The organism is Herpetosiphon sp., from assembly GCF_003512625.1.
Classification (GTDB): domain Bacteria; phylum Chloroflexota; class Chloroflexia; order Chloroflexales; family Herpetosiphonaceae; genus Herpetosiphon; species Herpetosiphon aurantiacus.
Genome location: NZ_DOPT01000072.1, coordinates 21,301 through 43,959, shown reverse-complemented (window position 1 = coordinate 43,959; position 22,659 = coordinate 21,301). Strand labels below are relative to the sequence as shown.

Sequence of the window (22,659 nt, the reverse complement as noted above, 5' to 3'; positions counted from 1 at the left end):
TGGAGTGTTGGTTGCCGTTGGCAACGGTGTGCTGGTTGCGGTTGGCTCGGTGGTTGGCGTGCTGCGGCGAATGCTGAAATTGACTGCCACAGGCTCACAGCGAATCGCTAATGATTCACCAAACAAACCAACATAGGTTGCGCTCAAGCGATAATCGCCTTCGGGCTTGGTGCTTGAATCCCAACCATTGGGCTGACTACCATTGTTGCCCATGAAATAGTAGGGCGAGTTGACATCGGTATAGTTGGTGGTTTGGGCACCAGTCAAAGCAAATTCAACTTTTTGGGGCAAAGCGCCAGTAACTTCAGCTTGAATATTCAAAACTCCAGTTACCAATTGATTGTTGCTCACGCCACTCAAGCGGCTGATTTGGCCTTGGCTACACACTTCTTCAACTGGTGGAGCACAAAGGGTTGTGTTGGGGAAGCGCGTTGAAAGCAAGCGTTCGCCATAGCGCTGACCAACCAACGAGTGCAAGACTGGCCCACGGAAGATATCCAGTTGGGCTTTGCAATCAGGAATTTTTACATTCAAGTTAATGGTTTGACGGGGAGCCACGGTATACATGGTGTAGTCAAACAATTGTTGGTTGCCAATTCGATCATCAAACATGCTGTATGCGGCAATCCCTACCTCAAATGCACATGTGTATGAGCTATTGTAAACCGAGCCAGTCGTGTTCGAGGTGAACCAGCCATATAACGAGCGGGTGGTCAGCGGATCGCAGGTAACCGCAGTTGCCGTTACTGCCACCGCCGGAGCCACCACGGGAACCGATTCCACAACTCGCACAGTAGCTTGAACGGCCAGCGGTGCTTTGGTCGGAGTTTGACGCGGGGTTGCAGCCCAAACGCTAAAAGGCACGCCAAGCACGGCCACCAGCAACACAGCGAACCAAACAACACGTTGCTTCATAAAAGCATCCTCAATAATAGATACAAGTACTACAAAAACAATGACCTATGTATCATAATATAGCCGTATCGTTAATCAAGGTGGAGATTTGTTTTTATTATGTGTGAATATCGCAACATCTTTTTTAGTGTGGTACTAGGACTTTCAGTTCAGGCTATTTTTATGCTGTCATGCAGTAATTCATTAAAATTTTAGATCCTACAGATCACAGTAATCTAAATATTTATTAAAATAGACATTATTTTACGTCAACTAGCAGTTTCTTTTTCCATTGACAAAAGAAAAACCCGCCATTGGCGGGTTTGGAATGGTTGGCCGTGGGAGTTATTGCGCAGCTAAGCTAGCCTGAGCCGCTTGCAAAGCAGCGGTTAAATCCAAAGCTATGGTTGGTACAAGCCGAGCTACATTGGTTTGGGCCAGCCATTGTTGCTCAGCAACACTTTGGTGCAAGTTACGTTCAACCCGAAGCTGCTCGGCGGTTGCTAAAAGTTGAGCCGCCAGTGTTGGTTGGGTTGCGACTAGGACTGCCGCACTATGCTGCAACATCGTCAGATCAAACCGGCGTAGCTCGCTGGCCAAAGCAGTTGCGAGCATTCGTTGAGCTTGGTGTTGCATCGCAGCCTGATCATCGATTGCGATTGCTAAACGAGTTGCCAAAATGATATGGCGTAATTGTAATTCTTGGCTTAGTGCCTCAATTGGCTCAACCTTATGCAAATATTCAGCAGCTTGGGCATAATTGGCAGTGGCAATTAAAAGTGCTGCTTGCTCAAGCCAACTACGCTGAACTCCTTCCAGATTGCCAACGGTATGCCACCCTCGCTCTGACTCGCGAAAATGCAACTCAGCTTGGACATAATCAGCTTGCTCAGCTGCGGATATCCCGCGTGCATAACGAATATAGGCCAAACTATCGTGATCACCGATTGCATAGGCATTGATAAACGCTTGCTCAAACCATTGCTCAGCTTCAGCATAACGCCCTTGATCAACCGCTACTAAGCCGAGATTAATTTGGGTTAGAAACATATCCCAGGTTTGATTAACCTGTTGTTTGAGCGCTAAAGCTTGCTCAAAATAGGCTTGGGCGGTCGCTAATTGATTCCGTTCTTGGGCTACTGTGCCAAGATTATGCAGCATCAAAATTTCGCGCTGTTGATTACCTACCTTGCGGGCTAAAGCCAAGGCTGCTTCAAACGCCAATTGCGAATCATGCAAACGGCCAAGCGTGCCATACAATACTGCTAAATTACCAATTGCGCTAATTTCATCGTGCGGTAAGCCAAGCTCTTGCCACAAACGACGAGCTTCAATTAAATAGCGTTCAGCTTCGGCAAAACGGAGCAAACTAATTAATAAACCACCTAATCCTGTTGCAATTCGGGCAATTGCACTTAAATCGCTGCGATTGGAATGTTGATAGGTTTGTTCGAGCCATGCCACAGCCTCGCGATAAGCACTCGTGCGATACCAATAAAAATAGAGATTGCCAGCAATTCGCTGAGCGACCAAACCATCGCTACTATCAAGCGACCAAATCATCGCTTGGCGAATATTATGAATCTCACCACGCAATTGTTCGATCCATTTAGCACCATCAGCCCCCCGGATATTCTGATGCACTGTTTCGCTCAATATTTGATAATAGATGGCATGACGTTCTTGCAAATAATATAGGCGGCCCGTTTTTTGCAATTGCTCTAAAGCATATTCATGCACCGCATCAATCATAATAAAACGGGCTTTTTGGCCTGGCAATTGTTCAGTTTGCAATAAATGGCGATCAATCAAGGCATTTAGGCTGGATTCAAAGGGCATGGTTTCAACCAAACCAACCTGTTTAATTGTTTCGACGGTTGCACCACCAGCAAAAACACCTAATTGAGCAAAAATATCTTTGGCATCAGCTGGCAGCATGCTCACACTCCAAGCCAGCACTGGCTTGATAATCGCTTGCCGCGCCGATTGTTTCGGATTCAAAGCCGCCATGGAAAGATGATTACGCACGAAAAACAGCAAATCTTGGGGGGTCAACGAAGCACTATGGGCCGCGATTAACTCAATCGCCAAGGGCAAGCCCTGCACCAAACGACAAATATCGACCAAAGCTCCAGCATTATCAGCGCTCAAGCGAAACCGTGGCTGACGTGTGCGCATGCGATCAACAAATAAGCCAATTGCGCTATGTTGCTCTAAATCTTCAAGCTGATAGTCTTCACCAAGCTCAGGATATTGCAAGGCTGGAACCATAATCGCGGTTTCGCCAGCAACTTCGAGCGCTTGACGACTCGTGATTAAACATGTTAGGTTCGGTGCACGTCGGATTAACTCCAATAGTTCGCTGGCGGCTCCAGCAACTTGCTCAAAATTATCAAGAATTAATAAAATTTGCTTATCGGCCAAGGCCAATATTAACGAATCTAAAATTGCTTCGTGCTGAGATTCTTCAACGCCTAACGTTGCGGCAATTGTTGGCAGCACAAACTGGGCTTGCGAAACAGGAGCGAGCGCTACAAAATAGCGGCCATCACGAAAAATTTCGCCCACCTGCTCGGCAACTTCCAAACTTAGGCGCGTTTTGCCAGCACCACTTTGGCCATATAATGTTACCAACCGCGCTTGAGCATCAAGCAACAGGTCGATTACCAACGTGCGGGCACGGGTGCGACCAATCAGGCGCGTGGCATATTGGGGGAGTTGTGATGGTAATAATGGCATAACAAAACCTCATCACCGCGAAAAGTGCAGTAAAGCTTTACTGTAATGATTCATTCGCGTGTTAGCAAGGTTGATTCATGTCCCTCAATCGGGCTATTTTTTAAATGGTGTGCTTTGCCAAATCACCCATGAAATTCCCCCAAATGGAGCAGCAAATATGCTATGCTAGGGTGGGATAGGGTAAAATAGGTTAGCCTATGTCAGTGATAACAAAGACCATGGTACTTATACCACATTCATACACAACCCGCAGTTCAATTATCACCCTTGAGGGTGATGGGATCATTGTGATCAAAATTCGGCCTGGCATTCAAGAAACAGTTGAAGATGCCGAGGAGAATCTAGCGGCAGTCGATATGTTGGCGAACGGCATTCGGCGGCCCCGCTTGCTCGATTTACGCGAAGCCTTGCCAATCTCGCGTGAGGTGCGGCGCTTTTATATGCAACCAGCCACGCGCAACAGCGCCACAATTGTAGCGCTGTTGGTCGATTCAACCTTAAGTCGAGTGATTGCCAATTTGATTATTGGCTTAACTGGGAATAGCCAAGCAGTCCAAGTCTTCAGCGATGAGCAAGCCGCTCGTCAATGGCTGCGCCAAGCCAATGCTAATTAATCTTGGCTGCGTTCGAGTTTGGCCACAAAATCCTCAAACGAATCGCGGCCAGAAATCGTGATCCGATTCCAAATCAAGGGATCATCGTTGGCAGTATCGGTAGTTTGGCGGGTAGTCGTAGCACTACGATAGCCCGCCTCGCGCACTAGCTCCATGGTCAGGGCATTGTAGCGGCCATAGGGGTAGCAAAAATGCTCAATCGCAATCCCCAAATGTGCTTCCAACTCACGTTTACTATCAGCAATTTCAATCCACTGCGACTCACGATCAAGCGTGCCCAAATCGGCGTGTATGCGGGTATGCGAGCCAATTGTGACTAACGGCGATTGGCTTAGCTCTTGCAATTGCTGCCAACTAACATAGGCTGGCTCACCCACCAAGGCCGACGGAATATAAGCAGTGATCGGTAGATTCAGGCTTTGGGCAATCGGAAAAGCCTGCTCGTACAAATCGCGATAGCCATCATCAAGCGTTATGACAACTGGATGTTCGGGCAAACTCAACTCACCGCGTTGCGCCGCCAACACCTGATCCAAACTTACCACATGAAAATTATGGTTTTGTAGATATTCGAGCTGGCGTTTAAATTCGGCTGGTGCTACCGATAAACTTTCGCGCAAGCGATCAGCCGGATTGGGATTTGCCGAAATGTAGTGGTAGGTCAACATGGTCACATGCAATGGTTGATAATCCCATGGTCGCAAGTCATAGCGCCATTCCAAGGCATGTTGGCCAACATTACCCATCTCAACTTGCCAGCCAAGCGGATTACTCGGCGTGTAGGTCAAGGTGCGACGCTCAAACAATTGCACCAGCACTTCGCGCTCAATCCCATCAACCAAGGTTTGGGTCCAAAACGCTGGGCTGATAGGCCGCCCAAAGACATATAACGCTTCGCGGGCTTGGGCTTGCACATACTCCCACAACACGGCTGGCACAGTTTGACCAGTCACTTCATCGCGATGATTGCCACTGGTTTCGGGGTAGCGCTCAGCCAAACTTGGATCAGACCAAACTTGCAGGCCTTCAGCTTCGTGAGTTAGCCAATTGGTTACGGGCTGACCACGCAAATCGGCTCCAGTTTGGCCATTCAAGGTCAAAAATTCAGCCCAATCGCGGTAGCGTGGCGCACGATTAGCCGCCACTGCATCGCCTGCCACTGCTTGCTCCGAGCCGCAAATGCCATCTGTGCATTGCTCACGCCAAGCCGCATTGCCAATTTGCAAGCGACCAGTCACCAACTCAACCACCAACAAACCATTGGTAATGTACCACGGCGATTTGGCTGAAAGCTTGGGATCACTAATTTCCATGCGAGCTTTGGCATAGTAGCGCACCCAACGCAATTCACGCGGGCTTTCCGCATAGCGCTCTTGGGTTTGCCACAAACGCTGCGGCCCCCACAGCCACGATTGCTCATCGCCACGCTGACCATCGGTATTTTGCCAAAGCTGATCAAAGGCCCGATCTTCGGCTAAAATAATCCGTGCCGCTGTGCTTTGAGGCAGCAACAACGGCACAAAAACCATCAACAAACCCAACAAAACTCTTAGGGTTTTTGCCAATCTAAAGCCCATGCAACCTCTCGATCAATGTGGTCGCGCCAAAAGGCCCAAGCATGGCCTTGCGGATATTCAGCATAGTTGAGTTGCACTCCAGCCCCAACCAGAATATCGCGCAAAGTTCGATTGCCCTCAAGGAAATTGCATTCATCGCCAGTCACTGGCCCGCCAATACATGTCTCATATGTGCCGACCACGGTCACAATCCGCGCATTAACTGGCGGCTGAATTGACATGAGCGTCAGCAGACGGCCATTTTGGCGTGAAACAAAGCCCGATTGATTGACCACACCGCCAAATACCTCAGGATATTGTAAGGCCAAATAGAGCGAAATCAAGCCACCATATGAATCGCCAACCACCACCCGTTGCTTAGGATCGTTGATCGTGCTGTATTTGCTGTCGATCAGGCTGACCAATTCGGTGGCGAAAAATTCGCTATAGGCATCGTTGAGATCATAATCGCGTTGGCGGCCTTGCTCACGGCTGGGCTTGACGAAAATCGCAATCAACGGCGGCAAAATCTGATCAGCAATCGCATTATCTAAAATTGTTGGCGTAAAAGCATAGTTTTGGTAATCATCGCCATCTTGAAAATAAACACTCGGATATTGCTTTGCTGGATCGTAATTGGCCGGCAGATAGACATGCAAGCGGTGGGTGGTTTTGCTAATGTCAGTGTAGTAATCACCCAAATCTTCTAGCGTACCCTTGGGCACGTCGCTACGCGAAATAATTTCGGTTGGCGTGAGATATTCGGGCATGCGCAACTCTGAATTCATGCCCATGCTGCTTGGCACCAAGGTTGGATTACGCGGGTCATTCATCAGACCGCCACCACCGCCAACCCCAAAGCGATAATCGATTCGTGCGGTTGAGCTGATCGTTTGTACCAAGCCCCACCAGTTGGTTGAGCCAAGTCGTTGCATCGAAGTCGTCTGAAACCAATTAGTCAGATCACTGGATAATTCCATACGTGGAGCATCTTTTTCGACCATAAACAAGGCCTGATCGCCTTGGGTCAAGGGGCTGGTTGGAAACACCGCATTAAAATCGTTGATTAATTTGAGTTGCTCGGCTTGATCATTGGTTTTCGCCAATTGCTCGCGCAACAAATTAAAACTAGTGATCGGCTGGGTTGGATCATAGCTGACCGCCGCCCCACCGCAACTTGCCAAAAGCGCACAAATCAAGAATAAACTCATAAATCGCTGCATACATTTAATCCTTTGGTTGATTGGAAGATTGGATGAGTTGGCGAACTTTAGCCCAAGCCCAAGTGCGCCGACGTAATTCAGTTTGATCGATCGTCTGTTTTTGCCATTGCCAAACTGCTGCCAAGCTGCGTTGCAGGCCCGCAAAAACCATTAAGCGTCGATGCCAACGATTGAAACGCTGACTATAGGCCAAGCCAAAAAATTGTGATCGGGCTTGTTGCAAAGCCAAAAACGAGCGTACTCGAAATTGGCTGGAACTAGCCCCACCATGATGAATGACGGTTGCCTGTGGTTCTTGCCAAATCGCCCAGCCTGCTTGGCGAATGCGCCAACATAGCTCAACTTCTTCGGCATACAGCCAAAAATCCTCATTCAAAAGTCCAACTTCGGCCAAGGTTTCGACTCGCAGCAACATTGCCGCCCCCAAGGGATGGTCAATTGCAAACGCTTCGTGGCCGCCATCTTGTGGATAACGCCCGTTGAGCGGGTGATTATAGAGCCGCCCAAAACCCCGCCCACGCGGCGGATACAGATCAAACAGATTCATCAGCAAGGTTGGGAAGCGAAAGGCCGCCGCTTGAAACGAGCCATCGGGGTACAACAAGCGTGGCGCAACCATGCCCACTCGCGAATGTTGCTCCAAGAAGGCGACAAGTATTTCCAAGGCTCCACTGGTGAGTTGGGCATCGGGGTTGAGCAACAACAAATAGCGTGGTTGCTCAAGCAAGGCCTGGCGAATACCAAGATTATTGGCCTTAGCAAAGCCCAAATTGGCCCCAGCCTCGATCACATGGGCTTGAGGAAACTCGGTTTGAATCATGGCAACGCTGCCATCATGCGAAGCGTTATCAACCACAATCGCTTGGGTTGGCAGGCTACTCAAGGCCAAGCTTGCCAAACATTCGCGCAACAAATCGCGGGTATTGTAAGAAACAATAATGACTGGAATTGAATGCATGGCCTACTCCCGCCCAGCCCTGAGCAAGGCCAAAATGCCTGCCAAATCATCAGCCACCAAATCGATTGCTGGTTGCCAGGCTTGGGCTTGTTGCATGCTATGTACGCCGCTGCCCACAAAGGCCGTGGCAATGCCAACCCGCTGCGCTCCTGCAATATCGGTATCCAACCGATCGCCGACCATCAAGGTTTGTTCGGCGGTTACTCCAAACAACTGCAAGGCCGCTTCGAACATGGCTGGTTCAGGTTTGCCAATCACTTCGGGCGTGCAATCGCTAGCGGCTGCCAAGGCTGCTACAATCGAGCCAGCCCCAGGAATCAAGCCTTCAGGTGCAGGAAATGTACGGTCGCTGTTGGTAGCAATAAACGCTGCGCCTGCGCGTAACGCCAAGGTTGCAGTTTTCAAGCGGGCATAGGTCAGGTTAAAATCAACCCCAACCACCACTGCTGCTACATCGGTTTCGGCTGATACAAAATAGCGATCAGCAAATAACGACGACTGAATCCCATCCATGCCGATTGCCAGCAAGCGCGTGCCTTGCGGGTAGCGCGTGCGCAACAGCGTAGCCGTAGCAGTTGACGAGGTAATCACATGCTCAGGCGCAATCGCAACCCCTAAATCTTGCAGATGACGGGCGAAGGTGGCAGGCAATTGCGATGAATTATTGGTCAAACAGGCATAGCCTAAGCCTAAGCGATCAAGCACAGTCGTCAACTCTGCCGCACCTGGTAAAATCTCCCCGCCGCGATGCAGCACCCCATCCATATCGAGCAAAACAAGCTTGAGCTGCTTGAGATTGAGCATGCCGAAAAATCCCCATAAAAAACAACTTCTCCCGATTGTACCACTGCCACGGATTGCCAACACGTTCATACTGCGATCTAAAGATTATGAAATATGACATGGAACCAATTTGATCGGAGCGGTGTAGAACCTAGTGAAGCCACTCAATCAGGAGCTGCCGTGGAGCAAGCGCCGCACGCTGATCTCGCCCAAGCATGGGCAACCCACATTCTCGCCCATCAAACGGCGATCTTTCGCTTGGCCTATCTTATGGTCGGCGATGCGATGATTGCCGAAGATTTAGCGCAGGAAACGCTTATGCGAGCACTCCGCATGCAGCATCGATTTGATCAAGCGCGACCGTTGAAGCCATGGCTGTTACAAATTACCGCCAATTTGGCCCGCAATTATCGGCGTTCGCTGCGCCGCTATCTGCGAGCTTTGCAACGGTTCGCCACCCAGCAGCCAGAATTCAGCGAATTCAGCGAAACCAGCGGCCCAGCCTGGGAAGCAACCCAACTTTGGCAGGCGATCAGTCGGCTAGCCCAACGCGAACAAGAGGTGATTTACTTACGCTATTTTTTGGAATTAAGCGAGCAAGAAACCGCCCAAGCGCTTGGTATTGCCCAAGGCACAGTCAAATCGCGATTGCACCGAGCATTGGTGCGGCTACGCGGTGTTATTGATGGCGAATTTCCTGAGTTGCGGACGGAGCGTTGCGCATGAACCAGCCACCAGAGCCATATCCAGCAGAAACCTTGCGCGAACAAGCTCAGGCCTTTCCCTATCCGCCAACGCCCAATTTGCAAATCAAGCAGGTGCGGCGAACGGTTTGGTCCAAACAGCTGGGCTGGGCACTAGCCCTAGGCATTATGTTAAGTCTCAGTATTCCGGCGGTGCGGGCACAGGTTGGGCGTTGGCTGCAAGTTGGCACAATCTTGATCGGCGTAGATTCGCCAAGCACCAACGTGCCTTTGCCAACGCCAGCCCAAACTGCCAGCCCGCCAATCAAGCCAAGCACATTACCAAGCAGTTCATTGCTCGGCCCGCCCGATCAAATCCTGCAATTGGAGCCATATCCGCATGTTCAGCGCTTAATTTGGTTCAGCCAAGGCCAAACGATCACGCTTGATCTATTGGATTCACAGGCATGGGCCAGCAAAACGATTCTTGCGCTGGCTAACGTCAGGCATACCCAAGTCCATGAGCAGGCAGCGATTTGGCTGCAAGGCCAGCGCGAATTAACCTTCTTCAACCCAAGCACAGGCCAAAGCTACAAAACCAGCAACTTGAGCAACACCGCTAGCCTAATTTGGGCCGATCACAATCGTACTTATCGCCTCGAAACCGCCAGCGACTTAGCCACAATGCGCGATTTAGCCGAATCGTTTAGCCAAGGAGAATAACCATGCGCCGTTTATTAATGTTCGTATGTCTGATCGGGTTGCAATTTGGGTTGATGAGCATCAGCAAAGCTGGCGGTTGGGCCACCACCCCAATCACCAAACTACCCGATACAATTATTGCAGGCCAGCCATTTCAACTCGAATTTAGCGTGTTACAACATGGCAACAAACCAACCAATGGCATCGGCGACCAGCCGATTCAGCCCTTGCTGACCGCAGAGCATGCAACAAGCAAAGAGTTTCAGCAGGTTTGGGGTCAACAAGTTGGCGATGTTGGTCATTTTCAAGCCACCTTGCAATTACCAAGTGCAGGCGAGTGGGAAATTTCAATTAAGCCAATGCCATTTGGCACAATCGAGGGCGAAATCTATCGCATCACCGTCCAACCTACTCCACCGCCTACCAACAATTGGTGGTATATGGGCGTGGCTGCGGGTGGCTTGAGCGTTGCTTTTGGCATGGGTTTATTGATCAAACGGATTAATCGCTAAATGGCAGAAGTTTGAGGCTGGCCAGCACCAGCCTCAGATTAGCGTTGTTCAGGTAAGGTAGTTTGTTCGCTTTGGAGCGCTTCCAGTGCTGCCCGCGCCGCCGCCTGTGAAGCCATAGTTTTTGAAGTTCCGACCCCAACTCCCAACAGTGCATCACCCGCCCAAACCTCAATCGTCCACGTTCGTTCATGGTCGGGGCCAGTCACATTAACTTCGCGGTAACTAGGAGTTAGGTTGATTCGGCCTTGGACATATTGTTGTAAATCGGTCTTGTAATCTTGGTTTTGCACGCCGCTGGCCTTGACCGACTTCAGCAACGGCAAGACAAAATTACGGGCAGCTTCCCAACCACCATCAAGCGCGATTGCCGCCAACAAGGCCTCAAAGGCATCGGCCAGCAAATTGTCGCGTTCGCGAGCTTTGGCACGTTCCTCGCCACGACTAATTTGCACATAACTGCCCAAATTGAAACGGCGTGCCAAACCTGCCAAGGTTCGGGTTTGCACCAACATCGCGCGAGTTTTAGTCAAATCGCCTTCACCAAGCTCAGGAAACTCGTGAAATAAGAAAGAACCACAAATAAAATTTAAAAGTGCATCGCCCAAAAATTCTAGGCGTTCGTTCGATTCTGAGCCAGCTTCAGGGTGTTCGTGCACATACGAGCGATGCAGCATTGCCGCCCGCAAAAAATTCAAGTCGTTGAATGTGTAACCAAGTTCAGCTTGTAGTTTGTTTAGATCCATAGCAGCAATGTTAAGCTAAGCAAGCTAGGCAGATCCCAAGAATCTACCTAGCTTGCGCGGTTTTTTAGGCTTCAAAAGCCTTGAACAACAGACTAACGTTATGGCCACCAAAGCCAAATGAATTGCTCATAAAGCTGGAGAATTGGGCTGGCCGTGGTGTATTCGGCACACAATCGATCTCACACTCAGGGTCGGGAGTATGATAGTTGATCGTGGCAGGGAGCAGGCCTTCGCGCATCGCGCAAATGCCGATCACGGCTTCGATTGCGCCGCCAGCCCCGAGGGTATGGCCAATTTGCGATTTGTTCGAACTAATTGGCAATTTGGCAGTGTAATCGCCGAACACTTTTTTAACCGCCAAGGTTTCAGTTCGATCATTGACTGGCGTTGAAGTGCCATGGGCATTCAAATAGCCCAATTCGTGTGGCTCTAAGCCTGCTTGGCGCAAGGCCATACGCATAGCCTTGACCGCGCCCGAACCATCTTCGGCAGGCATGGTAATGTGATAGGCATCGGTGCTAACTCCATAGCCAACCAATTCAGCCAAAATGGTTGCGCCACGGCTGACCGCATGCTCATAGTCTTCAAGCACTAAAACCCCTGAACCTTCGCCCATCACAAAGCCATCACGATCTTTATCGAAGGGACGTGAGGCGGTGGCTGGGTCATCGTTGCGGGTCGAGAGCGCTCGGGCACTCGCAAAGGCACCAATCCCAATTTCGGTAATTGATGCTTCTGTACCACCCGCTAAAATAACTTTGGCCTCGCCACGTCGAATCACATGCCAAGCTTCGCCGATAGCATTGCCCGAAGTTGCACAGGCTGAAACTGGACAAAAATTCGGGCCGCGTGCGCCAATTTCAATCGCCACAACCCCGCCTGCCATATCCACAATCATCATTGGAATCAAAAATGGTGTGATTCGGTCAGGACCCTTGGCATCCATCACCCGCAGATAGGTTGTAAAATTATCGAGACCACCAACGCCACAGCCAATAATGACCCCTACATCATCAGCATTTTCGTCGGTAATCGTAAAATCGGCGCTGCGTAAGGCTTCTTTGGCTGCTGCTACCGCAAAATGCACAAACCGCGAGTTGCGCCGTGCCTCTTTTTTATCCATATAGTTGGCAGCATCAAAGCCATGGACTTCTGCGGCAATCTGAGCACTAAACTTCGTTGGATCGAATTGGGTAATTCGTCCAACCGCCGAACGTGCTTGGACAATGCCCTCCCACAAAGATGGCACGTCGAGGCCCAATGGGCTAATCGCGCCCAATCCTGTGACGACGACACGTCGATTCATAGCAAAACCTCCTAGTGCATAGCAAAGTGCCGCACCATTATAGCAGCAACTACCTAAACATACCGAGAGGCCAACCAGCAAATTTGGTTGACCTCTCGCGTCAGTTTCAAAACCCCATGTTCAAACTAGAGTTGTTTGAGCAAATTGGCCATTTCAATCGCCGCAACTGCACACTCTGAGCCTTTGTTACCAGCTTTCGTGCCAGCTCGCTCAATCGCTTGTTCAATCGTATCAGTGGTCAGCACGCCCAACAATACTGGAATTCCGGTATCGTGCATAACTTTGGTCACGCCACTGGAAACGGCATTGACCACAACTTCATAATGCGAGGTTGCGCCACGAATAACTGCGCCAAGCGTGATAATTGCATCGTGTTGGCCACGTTCAGCAATTTTCTTGACCACCAGCGGAATCTCATACGAGCCAGGACACCATGCCACGCTAATATCATCGTCGTTAACCCCATGGCGTTTGAGTGTATTGACCGCGCCTTCGAGCAAATTTCCGCCGATAAAATCATTCCAGCGGGCAATCACAATTGCCACTCGTAGGCCTGTGCCGATCAAATTTCCTTCAATCACATTCATGCCCATTCCTCAAAACCAAATTAGCCGTTGATCTCCAGCAGGGTTTCGCCATCGAGCACCTCGACGTTTGGTCGCGATTTAGCCGATTTGCGAGCGCCATCTTGCACCTTCAACGAGGTAACGATTACGCCTTTGTGCCACTCTGGGTTATCACGCAAATCTTGATACAACTCTTGAACTTGGCCAGGTTTAAGCGATTCGCTGATGGTACAGCGCACCAACCAAAGCTCAGCGGTTTCGTTGCGTTCAAGATAGAGATCAATCACATCTTTATTGAATTTATAGTTTTTGAGTTTGAAGTTATTGTTGCGAAACAATTGGGCGACCCATGAGCCAAATTTTGGCAATGGCAACGATTCAAGGTCTTCGATACTAACAACGCGGCCTGGGCGTTCGAGTTGACCACCGCGAGCACTCATTTCATCGCGCATGGCTTGGGTACGTTCTTGGCCACGCCGCGCCATCACCGTGCCATAGGCTGGGAAGGGCAGCAAAGTCATACCAACCATCATGGCCAAGGTCAAAAAGTTGCCTTGAGCGGTTGGTACAGGCTGGTTAGGGTCATTCAAAGCTGGTTTGGCGCTTAGAGTAAAGACTAAAATCGAGCCAATTAGCAAGGCTGTAGCACTAGCAATCAGCGAAAAAATCACCCCATGCACCAACGCACGGCCCTGAATCTTACGACCCAAATAAATCCCACCGCCAATTGGAATCACCCCAGCCAAATAAATCATGTAGGAGAATGGGGCGAAAATTACCAAACACCAGACCAAGCCAGTTAGCAAGCCAGCGATCCACAACTGCCGCCAGAGCAACGGAACTGCCGGAGCTTGAGGCTTCACGTCTTTCAAATCAGTTTTGGTTTCTTGAGATACGGGAGTTGCCATTGCAGCTACTTATTCCTTTTCCATAAGTTCTTCGACAGCTTCACGCAGCTTGCCAAGATCGCTAAATGAACGATAAACCGAGGCAAAGCGGATGTAGGCTACCTCATCGAGTGAGCGTAAGCGTTCCATCACCTGTTCGCCAATCACCGAGCTAGGAACTTCCAAGGCATCGTAGGCGATCAGAGCAGCCTCGACTTCAGTGACCAACGTGTCAATTACATCGGCTGAGATAGGCCGTTTATAGGCCGCAACCCGTAAACCGCGCAATAATTTCTCGCGGTCATATGGCTCACGATCGCCATTTTTCTTAACGACCATGACATTAACAGATTCAACCCGTTCATAGGTTGTGAAGCGGCGATCACAGTGTTTGCAGCGACGGCGACGACGGATGGTTTCACCATTATCAAGTTCGCGAGTATCAATCACTGCACTTTCGCCAGTGCAATACGGGCAGCGCATAGTTCCTCTTCGGCCTAGCTTAGTAGATTCATTATACCATGGCCCCATGACGCACAGTATTGGCGCTTAGTTAATCGGCTCAACCAAATGCTGGCGATTGGCTGGGGCTGGGTAGGGTTCTGGCCAATATTCAACTTGATTAATAATTAGCCCATCACGAATCGTAAAAAAGCTAATCACCCGCGCCTCAACCTGACCATCAGTAACCGACACATCACTACACGCTTGAGTCTCGCTGGCAATTAAACGATTGATCGTAAATTGCCAAGCGCCAGCAGCAGGATATTCCTGATTCATTTGGGCAAAGGCCGCTCTACCTCGAATCCGCTCATTTGATTGTGGCCAATCTAAAATATACTCATCGTGCAATACGCTGCCAACCGCCACAAAATCATTGGTTTGCATCAATTGCCAAAATTGGGTCACAAGTGCATGGGCATTGCTCATCATTTAATCTCCGCAATTAAAGTGCCGCCAAGGTACGCTGGGCAACTTCATTCCAACGGCACTCGCGGAGCACAAACTCGCGGCCAGCAGCACCCATGGCGGCACTCAGCTCAGGCCGATCAAGCAAATAGCTCAAACTACTGGCCCACTCGCGATAGCCTTGGCATGGGATGCCACCGCCGCTGCGCAGCACAAAATCAGTCGTCACCGGACAATCGGCATTAACCAAGGCTGGGCGGCCTTGCAACCAGCTTTCCATCAACACAATCGAAAAGCTTTCAATCGTCGAAAGTTGGCAAAAAACATTGGCCGCTGCGTAGGCATCATACTTGGTTTGTGGCTCGACAAAGCCCAAATCGAGCACCCACGGCGCTAAAATACTTGGGGCATTCAATTCGCCAGCGCCGATTCGTACAAAGCGCAACGGGCGACCAGTTTCAGCCTTCCATTCGCGAAAATAGGCTAGCAGCTGGGGCACATGCTTACCCCAATCGGCCCGCCCAACATAGAGCAAGATTGGCTCAGCGCCAAGCCCATATTGTTGGCGAAACCGCGCCGCATCACCAACTCGATTCAGATCGATGCCCTCGCCCGCGACGCTGGTTTTAGCCGGATCAAGCTCATACAACCGCAAGGCTAAATCGCGCTCAGGCCGGCTATTGAAAATCGTGGCTTGCGCACGCCGCAACATTTCACGATAGGTCGAATAGTAGGCATATGGCTCATCATGCAAGCAGGGAATATGATAAGCTCGACCTTGGGCCAAAAAACTGCCCCAATACGATAAGCCCATCGGGTAGGGCATAAAAATGCAGCGCCGCTCGGGATGTGATAACAAATGTTCATATAAACCATCGCTATTCGGTAAGCTGCCCAATAAATTAATTTCATGAGCGGGATGCTCGGGCAAGCGCCGCCCTGAACGCGCCGCCAAACGCCGCACCACTGGCGGAATACCCATGGCTGGCGCGGCCATCGGCCAACGCCGAATTGGCAAACCCTTCCAATCGCTCAAGCCAGCGGGATAGTGCTCAGCCGTGCGTTCAGTAAATGAATCGCGGCCTGTCGTCGTCCAAACTTCAACATCCGCGCCTTGAGCATGGATGGCATGGGCCAAATCGCGGGCTTGATCTTCGGCTCCACCACGAGTATCGGGGCCAAACCATGGCGTTACCAGCGCTACAGGACGTTGCGATCTCATGCTTGGCGCTCACGTTCAAGTTCAACCACTCGTGCCCGTAGCAACGCAATCTCGGCCCGTTGCTCATCGATTGTGGTAACTAAGCCATGCAAAGTGCGCACAATTGCATCGTTGGCGGCATTTTGTTGCTCGGCAATCGGGTTGATGTACCAACGCAGATAGCGCCGCACAACTTTATTCAATGTCGCAATGACTTTTTGGGGCAAGGTTTCGCCATGCAACGGCCAATGCACGCTGACCACGCGAGTAGCCTCGACCTCGGCTAACAAGCGCTTGAGATCAACATCGCTTAATTGGGGTTCGTTAGCTTGGTCGATTAAACCATTTGCGCGACGTTGGCGAATTCCATCACGGATTTCGGCCAAAATCGCGCCAACATCGATTGGGGCTGGGTGCTCTGCCATTGGTCTGCCTCATGCGCTAATCATTTCTGCGGGCAGTATAGCAGCAAATTTAACCGAAGCTGGCATTATAAGGTTTCACCGCGTTCGAGCAAGGATACAAATTCTTGAATGCGTTTGCTGCGAGTTTCAGGCTTTTTGGCAGTTTGGATGCGGAACAAAAATGAGTAGCGTTGGGCTTGCTTGAGCGTGGCAAAAAAACTAGCAGCGGTTGGGCTAGCATCGAGGGCAGCTTGAAAATCCTCGGGAATCGTCGCATTCTTCTGTGAATCATAGGCAGCATCCCAACGACCATCGGCTTTGGCGCGTGCAACTTCGGCCTCGCCAGCGGATTGCATCAAGCCAGCAGCAGTTAAACGTTCGATATGGCCGCGATTAACGTTTGACCAAATGCTTTTTTTGCCACGCGGCGTAAATTTTTGCAACCAAGCTTGCTCATCAAAACTCTTTTTTTGGCCGTCGATCCAGCCATAGCACAAGGCCACATCGAGCGCTTCGGCATAATTAATTGAAGCAATGCCCGTGGCTTTTTTGGCCATTTTAAGCCAAATGCCCTTGCTGGTGGCATGTTCAGCATCGAGCCATTCGCGCCATGCCGCTTGATCAACAAAACTAAGCGTTGGTAATTCGGCTTTTGGTTGTTCGCTCATCACACACTCCGTTAAAAAAACTGACGTGTTCATGGAATCCCCAAAACCATGAACACGCCACCCAAGATACTATTAAATTTAGGGTGTAGCAATAAACCCATTCACAAACGACTCGCCCACTGCAACATCTTGTTTGAGAATATTTTGTTGGCGCAAGAAATCGTGAGTCGCTTGCCAAGTGGCCTGATCAGTAAACCCAAGGCCATATTTAGCAGTCGAATCGCTTTGCCAATAGCCAATTGTTTCAGCTAAAACTTTTTGTTGCAAGGCTTTGGTCGCATCATCAGCCGCTTGCAGCTCGGGAATTTCACGCAAACTACTATTAAAGGCCTGCGTCGGATCAGCAATCGTAGCGCTCATGCCTTTTAATGTGGCTTTGACAAAGCCCATAACCACCGTGGGTTGCTCTTTAATCAAGCTTTCACTGACAATAAGGCCATCAGAGGTCAAGGCAAACGAATCCGACACCCGAATAACATTTAATTTAACCCCAGCCTCGGCCAACTGAATTGGCTCGTTATTGCCATAGCCACTGGCAACCTGCACTTTATCTTCGCTCAGCGCTTGAACTTGGGCAAAGCCAATTTCTTGAATGTTCAAATCGCTCTCTTGCAAGGAATTTGAATACATCAACGCCAACAAACCAATATACGAAGCCCCAAAGCGGCCTGGAATCCCAACACTTTTGCCTTTGAGATCGGCTGGAGTTTTGATATTCAGCTCAGCTTTGCTATAAAAAACAATCGGCGAGCGTTGACTGATCGTTGCAACAGTCATAATAGGCAAGCCTTGCGCTCGTGCTAGCAGCACCGAATCGCCGCCAGCCATGCCAAATTGAACAGAACCATTAGCTACACGCTGCACCGAATCAGTTTCATATTGATAATCGAAGGTTACATCTAAGCCTTCAGCTTCGTAGTAGCCTTGGGTTTTGGCCAAATAAAACGGGGCAAATTGAATATTCGGCACATAGGGCATGGCAATCGTTACTTTGGTTAGCGGTTTCGCTTGATCATTGCCCGTAACGGCGGTTGGCGTAGCAGTTTGCCCACCACAAGCCGCCAAAAAGAATAACCCAACCACGGCTAAGATACGACGATAACGCATTGAAAACTCCATCCAAAAAAATTATTCCCAAGTGACCAAACGTCGTTCTAGCCACATTGCTAGCTGATAAAACCCAAATGTCAGCAAACCGAGGGTCAACAAAGCCGCAAAAATCAGCGGCGTATCAAATAAACCACGAGCAATATTAATCAACGCTCCCAGCCCTTCGCGACCACCAATAAACTCAGCGACAACCGCGCCAGTCGTAGCCAAGGCAAGGCCTGTTTTGATCCCGCCGAAAATCCCCGGTAAGGCCAAAGGCAATTCAATCTGCCACAAACTTTGCCAGCGATTGGCTCCACTGATCGCCGCCATTTCGCGAATATCGCGGGGCACGCTGCGCAAAGCCACAATCACACTGCTGAGCATCGGAAAGAAGGTAACCAAGGCGGCAACCAACAATTTAGCCCGCAAATCAGCGCCGACCCAAATCAGAATCAACGGTGCAACCGCGACGATTGGAATCGCCTGCACAATCGCCAGTTGCGGCGAGACAATTCGATCGAGCCAATGCCAATGGGCCAAGATATAGCCCAAAACCAAACTTGCACTGAAGGCCAAGCCAAAACCGCCCAGCGCTTCGATTAAGGTGCGAGAGGTGTGTTGCAGCAACGCACCTTGGGTTAATTCCTGCCACCAGCGGCTAGCAACCGCTTCAGGCGTTGGCAAAACAAAAGCTGGGTATTGTTGCCAAGCGACTAAACCGCGCCATGCCAACAGCAAGCCCAGCAACGAAAGCCCAACCCACAACCGACTCGAACCCAACCAAGCACGGCGTTGCTTGCGGCGCACTGTGGTTTGAGGATATTCAGCAACATAGGCCATGCGGCCATAATCTTGAAGCATAAGTGTGTACCTAAAAACAAAAAACCCCAAAAGAATCAATCATCTCAGGGTCAATCACGACGTAGCTGCAAGCAACCCAAGCGCCGTTGAAACCAAACAGCACGCCTGAATTACGCAAATAACCCACAGCATTGTAGGTACACATACGTTGATCGATCTTCTTCCATCCGGACTTTAACCGTCGGCTCTGGATTCGCACCAGCATCCTACCTTGCGGCTCGCGGGCTTATGTGGCTGAACCACCATCACCGCCGATAAGGAATTTCACCTAACCCTGAAGACCAAAGTATTTAGTTATCTCTACGATAGCACTGTGTTTTGTAGCTGTCAATACACTATCAGCCCGATTAGCCGAATGCGGGATCAGGGGGTTCGTGTCATTCGGGCAATTCGTGGCTAAAAAGTTCACGTTCTTCGCCAACAAAAAAGCAACTGCCACGATTGACAGTTGCTGTGCATCTAGCTGAAATCAGGCAAATCTAGAACTCGATTTTTTCTTCGATCTCGCTGAGCATAATTCGGGCAAGCGCCAAATTGGCAGTAGGTTTGTTGAGCGCTAAGTACAAGAAAATACTGGGTTTCTTTTGCAAAATCCGAATCAGGTGATACTGAGTACCCAAGGTAATCAGCATATCTTCAATCTGATCCTTCAAACCAAGCCGACTCATAACTTTCATTTTAGCACGTACTACTTCAGTGTTGCCCGCCGCAGCCAACTCTAAGTTCAAGGCGCTATTCCCGCCAGCAGTGCCAAGGGTCATACCGCTGGTGTAATCGACCAACGCAACGCCCAACGCACCATCGATGTTCATAGCCGCTTCGAGTGACTGTTTAATGTTATTCATACAACGTCCTTTTGTTCTACACTCCAGACACACATAGCTATCATAGAAGGATTAAACTGGCCCGTCAAGAGCTAGCAGCAAATTGGCTAGCTATTGATTTAGCTTGCTATTCAGATTGATCACGCAGCAGGTTGGTTAATGCTCGATATAGCCAAATCCTCATAATCCGAAAGCCCCCGGAAACTGCTTATCGTTCACCTTGGATCGAGCTGATCCACTGAGCGATAACCTGAGCAATCGCTGGTTCGCAGCCAGCATACCCATGATCAGCATGCGCAATAATCTGTGTATCGACGCGCGGGCTTGCACGACACCATTGTTTAAGCAAGGCTAATTCAGTGTCTGAGCCAGTGCCAGCTTGGGCTTCGCGTGCACCATAAAAAGCCAAAATTGGGCAAGCAAGTTGGCTAAGATACGACTGTTCATGCGCATCGCTGTAGATCAATGGCAATGTCGCATGTCTGTTTAATAGACTTGCCGCACTTAAACGATTCCAGATCGCAGCACCATGTGCTGGAGGAAGTAAATCGTCGCCCTGACCACGATCGACCATTGCTTGGGCTAGCTCAAGCTGTTCGCTTGAAACCTGAGAACGCACGCCTGGCGAGGCCAATACAAGCCCAACAACCCGTGGATCATGGCGTTGGGCTTGATAGTAGATCAGCTTGGCCGCACCCAAACTATGTCCAATCAAAACCACACGCTGAAAACCGTTTGCGCTGGCAAAATTAATCCAGCCGCCGATATCATATGGCGATTCGGTTAGCAATTCACGCGAACTACCACCAGCAACAGCTTTGCCGGCTTTCCAGATTAAATTGGTAATATCATGACCACGGGTATTGGCACTAATCATGGGATAATTAGCAAGGCCGAGATTACGCCCAATCGTAACACTAGCAATATTATAAAAACGCCCAAAGTTTCCGTGAATCCAAATACAAACCAGACCCTCGTGTGATCGTGAGCGCAGTTGAAAGATCACTCCGGCCAAGCCAACCCCATCTTCACTATGGGTAAAAATAAGTTCTTCACTCATACATTTATGCCCTTGCTCCTGACTGTTTTAGCCACATCGCCTTACTTGGCTGTTTGCGGTATCCCATGTTGCGGATTATTTGGATCAGGCTCGGGTGGATTATTTGGATCATGCTCGATCTGCAACAGCGTAGGGTTCATAAATTGGAAGAAACAATACACGCCCATTCCAACCCCTAAGAGTGCCATCATCATGCCTGGATTAAACAAGCCACCTAAAATTCCGGCTAACATCGTGCCAAGTGGCAACGTACATTGGGCAATCAACCGTCGGACTGCAAACACGCGACCCTGAATTTCCGATGGGGTTTGGGCTTGCCAAATCGACTGCGAATGGGCATTGAGAATAGGAATCGCGCCTGAGGAGATCAGGGCCGCAATCGCAGTTAGGTAAATCGAGGAAGCCAATCCAAACAAAATCTGTCCGAGACTAAAAACCACCATTGGCAACAACACCCCATAAACCCGTTTCGTTTTCAAGCCACCCCAAGAACTAATAAAAATGCCCCCAATAATTCCACCAACACTTGCCGATGTACTCAGCAACGCCAATGCGGTATCATACGAAAAACCATGCAGCGTCCAATCGGCAACCAAATTAAATTTGAGAATCAGCGGCTGAAAAATACTGCGGGTTGAAACGACAAAATTGGCAATCGTAAAGGCACTTAATAACCATAAGAACGCTGGTCGCTGCCAAATATAGGCAAACCCTTCCTTAATATCGAGCCAGAGACTTTTCTTTTTGCCTTGTGTGGTATTTAAATCAGCTCGTTGCGGTGATGGAATGGTTAGAAAACTGAGAATGATTGCAACAATTAAAAAACTCAGTGCATCAACCCCAATCGTCAAGGCTGTGCCATCTGCTAAGTTAGTAATAACGCTAGTCCAACCAGCTGATCCACCACTTTTCCGGAGCATATCCGGTAGGGCAATCAAGGCAGCAGCCACGGTCGGGGCTAAAATGGTCGAAAGCGACCACATTGTTTGCATCATGCCATTAGCCCGCGGCAGAAAACGCTTCGGAACCAGGGTCGAATAGGCGGTATCAAAGGCCGCAGCATGAAACGACCCTGATGCGGCAAGCCCAACTTGAAGCAGCATCAATGACCATAATTCGAGTGAATTAACCAGCATAAGCGCCATCAGGCCAAATGCTAACAAACTATTGATTATATTCGCAATAATCATGGTCTGCTTCCGATCATGGCGATCAACCCAAGCTCCAGCAATCGGAGCTAGCACGATTGTCGTTAGGGCACGCGCCAAGCCCAAGGTTGATAAGGCAAAAGCTAACAGTTGTTTTTGCGATTCATCGGGATATTGATGCTTGGTCAGCCAAATAATAATCGTAAAAAAGGTTAGCGAACTCCCCATCACAGAGATTGATTGGGTAAACCAAACAATCAGAAATGTACGAATGCCTTTTTTAGGGTGTTCCAAAATGCAACGCGCCTCCATACAACAACCAATCC

At 49.7% G+C, this 22,659-nt stretch carries 23 protein-coding genes, 1 pseudogene and 1 riboswitch; of the genes and pseudogenes, 4 read left to right on the top strand and 20 right to left on the bottom strand.

The window, feature by feature from the left end:
• Both DEF47_RS16015 and DEF47_RS16010 read right to left on the bottom strand, forming a co-directional pair.
• Positions 1–915, bottom strand: a pseudogene (locus tag DEF47_RS16015) (hypothetical protein); the annotation flags it as partial.
• A gap of 324 nt (positions 916–1,239) precedes the next feature.
• Positions 1,240–3,633, bottom strand: a complete 2,394-nt coding sequence (locus DEF47_RS16010; protein ID WP_012189146.1) for an ATP-binding protein — start codon at positions 3,631–3,633, stop codon at positions 1,240–1,242.
• A 197-nt stretch (positions 3,634–3,830) separates the two neighbouring features.
• On the opposite strand from DEF47_RS16010, the gene DEF47_RS16005 reads away from it, so the two are divergent.
• The gene (locus DEF47_RS16005) at positions 3,831–4,247 is read left to right on the top strand and encodes a SpoIIAA family protein (protein ID WP_012189145.1); all 417 of its coding nucleotides are present in this window, start codon (positions 3,831–3,833) and stop codon (positions 4,245–4,247) included.
• On the opposite strand, the gene DEF47_RS16000 is transcribed toward DEF47_RS16005, so the two are convergent.
• The 4 genes from DEF47_RS16000 to DEF47_RS15985 are packed head-to-tail and all read right to left on the bottom strand — an operon-like array spanning position 4,244 to position 8,857.
• On the bottom strand, positions 4,244–5,824 hold the full coding sequence (locus tag DEF47_RS16000; protein ID WP_287045229.1) for a polysaccharide deacetylase family protein: 1,581 nt from the start codon (positions 5,822–5,824) through the stop codon (positions 4,244–4,246). The two genes, DEF47_RS16005 and DEF47_RS16000, sit on opposite strands and share 4 nt — an antisense overlap.
• Entirely contained in the window at positions 5,797–7,026 is a 1,230-nt protein-coding gene (locus tag DEF47_RS15995) for an alpha/beta hydrolase (protein ID WP_012189143.1), read from the bottom strand. Before DEF47_RS15995 ends, DEF47_RS16000 begins: the two co-directional genes overlap by 28 nt.
• Positions 7,027–7,030: 4 nt before the next feature.
• Entirely contained in the window at positions 7,031–7,984 is a 954-nt protein-coding gene (locus DEF47_RS15990) for a glycosyltransferase family 2 protein (protein WP_012189142.1), read from the bottom strand.
• Between the two features lie 3 nt (positions 7,985–7,987).
• Positions 7,988–8,857: an HAD-IIA family hydrolase gene (locus DEF47_RS15985; protein WP_287045228.1), complete on the bottom strand. Its 870-nt coding sequence runs from the start codon at positions 8,855–8,857 to the stop codon at positions 7,988–7,990.
• Between the two features lie 24 nt (positions 8,858–8,881).
• Between DEF47_RS15985 and DEF47_RS15980 the strand changes: the two genes are divergently transcribed.
• Genes DEF47_RS15980 through DEF47_RS15970 form a run of 3 tightly spaced genes read left to right on the top strand, consistent with a single transcriptional unit; the run spans position 8,882 to position 10,664 of the window.
• A complete protein-coding gene (locus tag DEF47_RS15980) occupies positions 8,882–9,493 on the top strand; it encodes an RNA polymerase sigma factor (protein WP_012189140.1) in 612 nt (203 codons plus the stop codon).
• On the top strand, positions 9,490–10,173 hold the full coding sequence (locus DEF47_RS15975; protein ID WP_012189139.1) for a hypothetical protein: 684 nt from the start codon (positions 9,490–9,492) through the stop codon (positions 10,171–10,173). Before DEF47_RS15980 ends, DEF47_RS15975 begins: the two co-directional genes overlap by 4 nt.
• A gap of 2 nt (positions 10,174–10,175) precedes the next feature.
• Positions 10,176–10,664, top strand: a complete 489-nt coding sequence (locus tag DEF47_RS15970; protein WP_012189138.1) for a hypothetical protein — start codon at positions 10,176–10,178, stop codon at positions 10,662–10,664.
• Positions 10,665–10,702: 38 nt separating this feature from the next.
• On the opposite strand, the gene rnc is transcribed toward DEF47_RS15970, so the two are convergent.
• The 14 genes from rnc to DEF47_RS15900 form a co-directional block, all read right to left on the bottom strand.
• Positions 10,703–11,407, bottom strand: a complete 705-nt coding sequence (gene rnc, locus DEF47_RS15965; RefSeq protein WP_012189137.1) for a ribonuclease III — start codon at positions 11,405–11,407, stop codon at positions 10,703–10,705.
• Between the two features lie 64 nt (positions 11,408–11,471).
• On the bottom strand, positions 11,472–12,713 hold the full coding sequence (gene fabF, locus DEF47_RS15960; protein WP_012189136.1) for a beta-ketoacyl-ACP synthase II: 1,242 nt from the start codon (positions 12,711–12,713) through the stop codon (positions 11,472–11,474).
• 125 nt (positions 12,714–12,838) lie between these two features.
• On the bottom strand, positions 12,839–13,300 hold the full coding sequence (gene ribH, locus DEF47_RS15955) for a 6,7-dimethyl-8-ribityllumazine synthase (protein ID WP_012189135.1): 462 nt from the start codon (positions 13,298–13,300) through the stop codon (positions 12,839–12,841).
• A gap of 20 nt (positions 13,301–13,320) precedes the next feature.
• Positions 13,321–14,187: a restriction endonuclease gene (locus tag DEF47_RS15950; RefSeq protein ID WP_012189134.1), complete on the bottom strand. Its 867-nt coding sequence runs from the start codon at positions 14,185–14,187 to the stop codon at positions 13,321–13,323.
• Positions 14,188–14,196: 9 nt separating this feature from the next.
• Positions 14,197–14,649 (bottom strand): transcriptional regulator NrdR, encoded by a 453-nt coding sequence (gene nrdR, locus DEF47_RS15945; protein WP_012189133.1) that lies wholly within the window; start codon positions 14,647–14,649, stop codon positions 14,197–14,199.
• A gap of 66 nt (positions 14,650–14,715) precedes the next feature.
• The gene (locus DEF47_RS15940) at positions 14,716–15,099 is read right to left on the bottom strand and encodes a nuclear transport factor 2 family protein (RefSeq protein WP_012189132.1); all 384 of its coding nucleotides are present in this window, start codon (positions 15,097–15,099) and stop codon (positions 14,716–14,718) included.
• 13 nt (positions 15,100–15,112) lie between these two features.
• On the bottom strand, positions 15,113–16,297 hold the full coding sequence (locus tag DEF47_RS15935) for a glycosyltransferase family 4 protein (RefSeq protein WP_012189131.1): 1,185 nt from the start codon (positions 16,295–16,297) through the stop codon (positions 15,113–15,115).
• Positions 16,294–16,701, bottom strand: coding sequence for a hypothetical protein (locus DEF47_RS15930; protein WP_012189130.1), 408 nt, complete (start codon positions 16,699–16,701; stop codon positions 16,294–16,296). Before DEF47_RS15930 ends, DEF47_RS15935 begins: the two co-directional genes overlap by 4 nt.
• Positions 16,702–16,766: 65 nt before the next feature.
• Entirely contained in the window at positions 16,767–17,348 is a 582-nt protein-coding gene (locus DEF47_RS15925) for a YdeI/OmpD-associated family protein (protein ID WP_041304294.1), read from the bottom strand.
• Positions 17,349–17,426: 78 nt separating this feature from the next.
• Positions 17,427–18,455, bottom strand: a complete 1,029-nt coding sequence (locus tag DEF47_RS15920; protein WP_012189128.1) for an ABC transporter substrate-binding protein — start codon at positions 18,453–18,455, stop codon at positions 17,427–17,429.
• 21 nt (positions 18,456–18,476) lie between these two features.
• On the bottom strand, positions 18,477–19,301 hold the full coding sequence (locus DEF47_RS15915; protein WP_012189127.1) for an ABC transporter permease: 825 nt from the start codon (positions 19,299–19,301) through the stop codon (positions 18,477–18,479).
• A gap of 151 nt (positions 19,302–19,452) precedes the next feature.
• Positions 19,453–19,587: riboswitch (FMN riboswitch) on the bottom strand.
• A gap of 193 nt (positions 19,588–19,780) precedes the next feature.
• A complete protein-coding gene (locus DEF47_RS15910; RefSeq protein WP_012189126.1) occupies positions 19,781–20,146 on the bottom strand; it encodes a hypothetical protein in 366 nt (121 codons plus the stop codon).
• Between the two features lie 187 nt (positions 20,147–20,333).
• Positions 20,334–21,185: an alpha/beta hydrolase gene (locus tag DEF47_RS15905; RefSeq protein ID WP_012189125.1), complete on the bottom strand. Its 852-nt coding sequence runs from the start codon at positions 21,183–21,185 to the stop codon at positions 20,334–20,336.
• A gap of 41 nt (positions 21,186–21,226) precedes the next feature.
• A complete protein-coding gene (locus DEF47_RS15900) occupies positions 21,227–22,645 on the bottom strand; it encodes an MFS transporter (RefSeq protein WP_012189124.1) in 1,419 nt (472 codons plus the stop codon).
• Positions 22,646–22,659 lie beyond the last annotated feature (14 nt).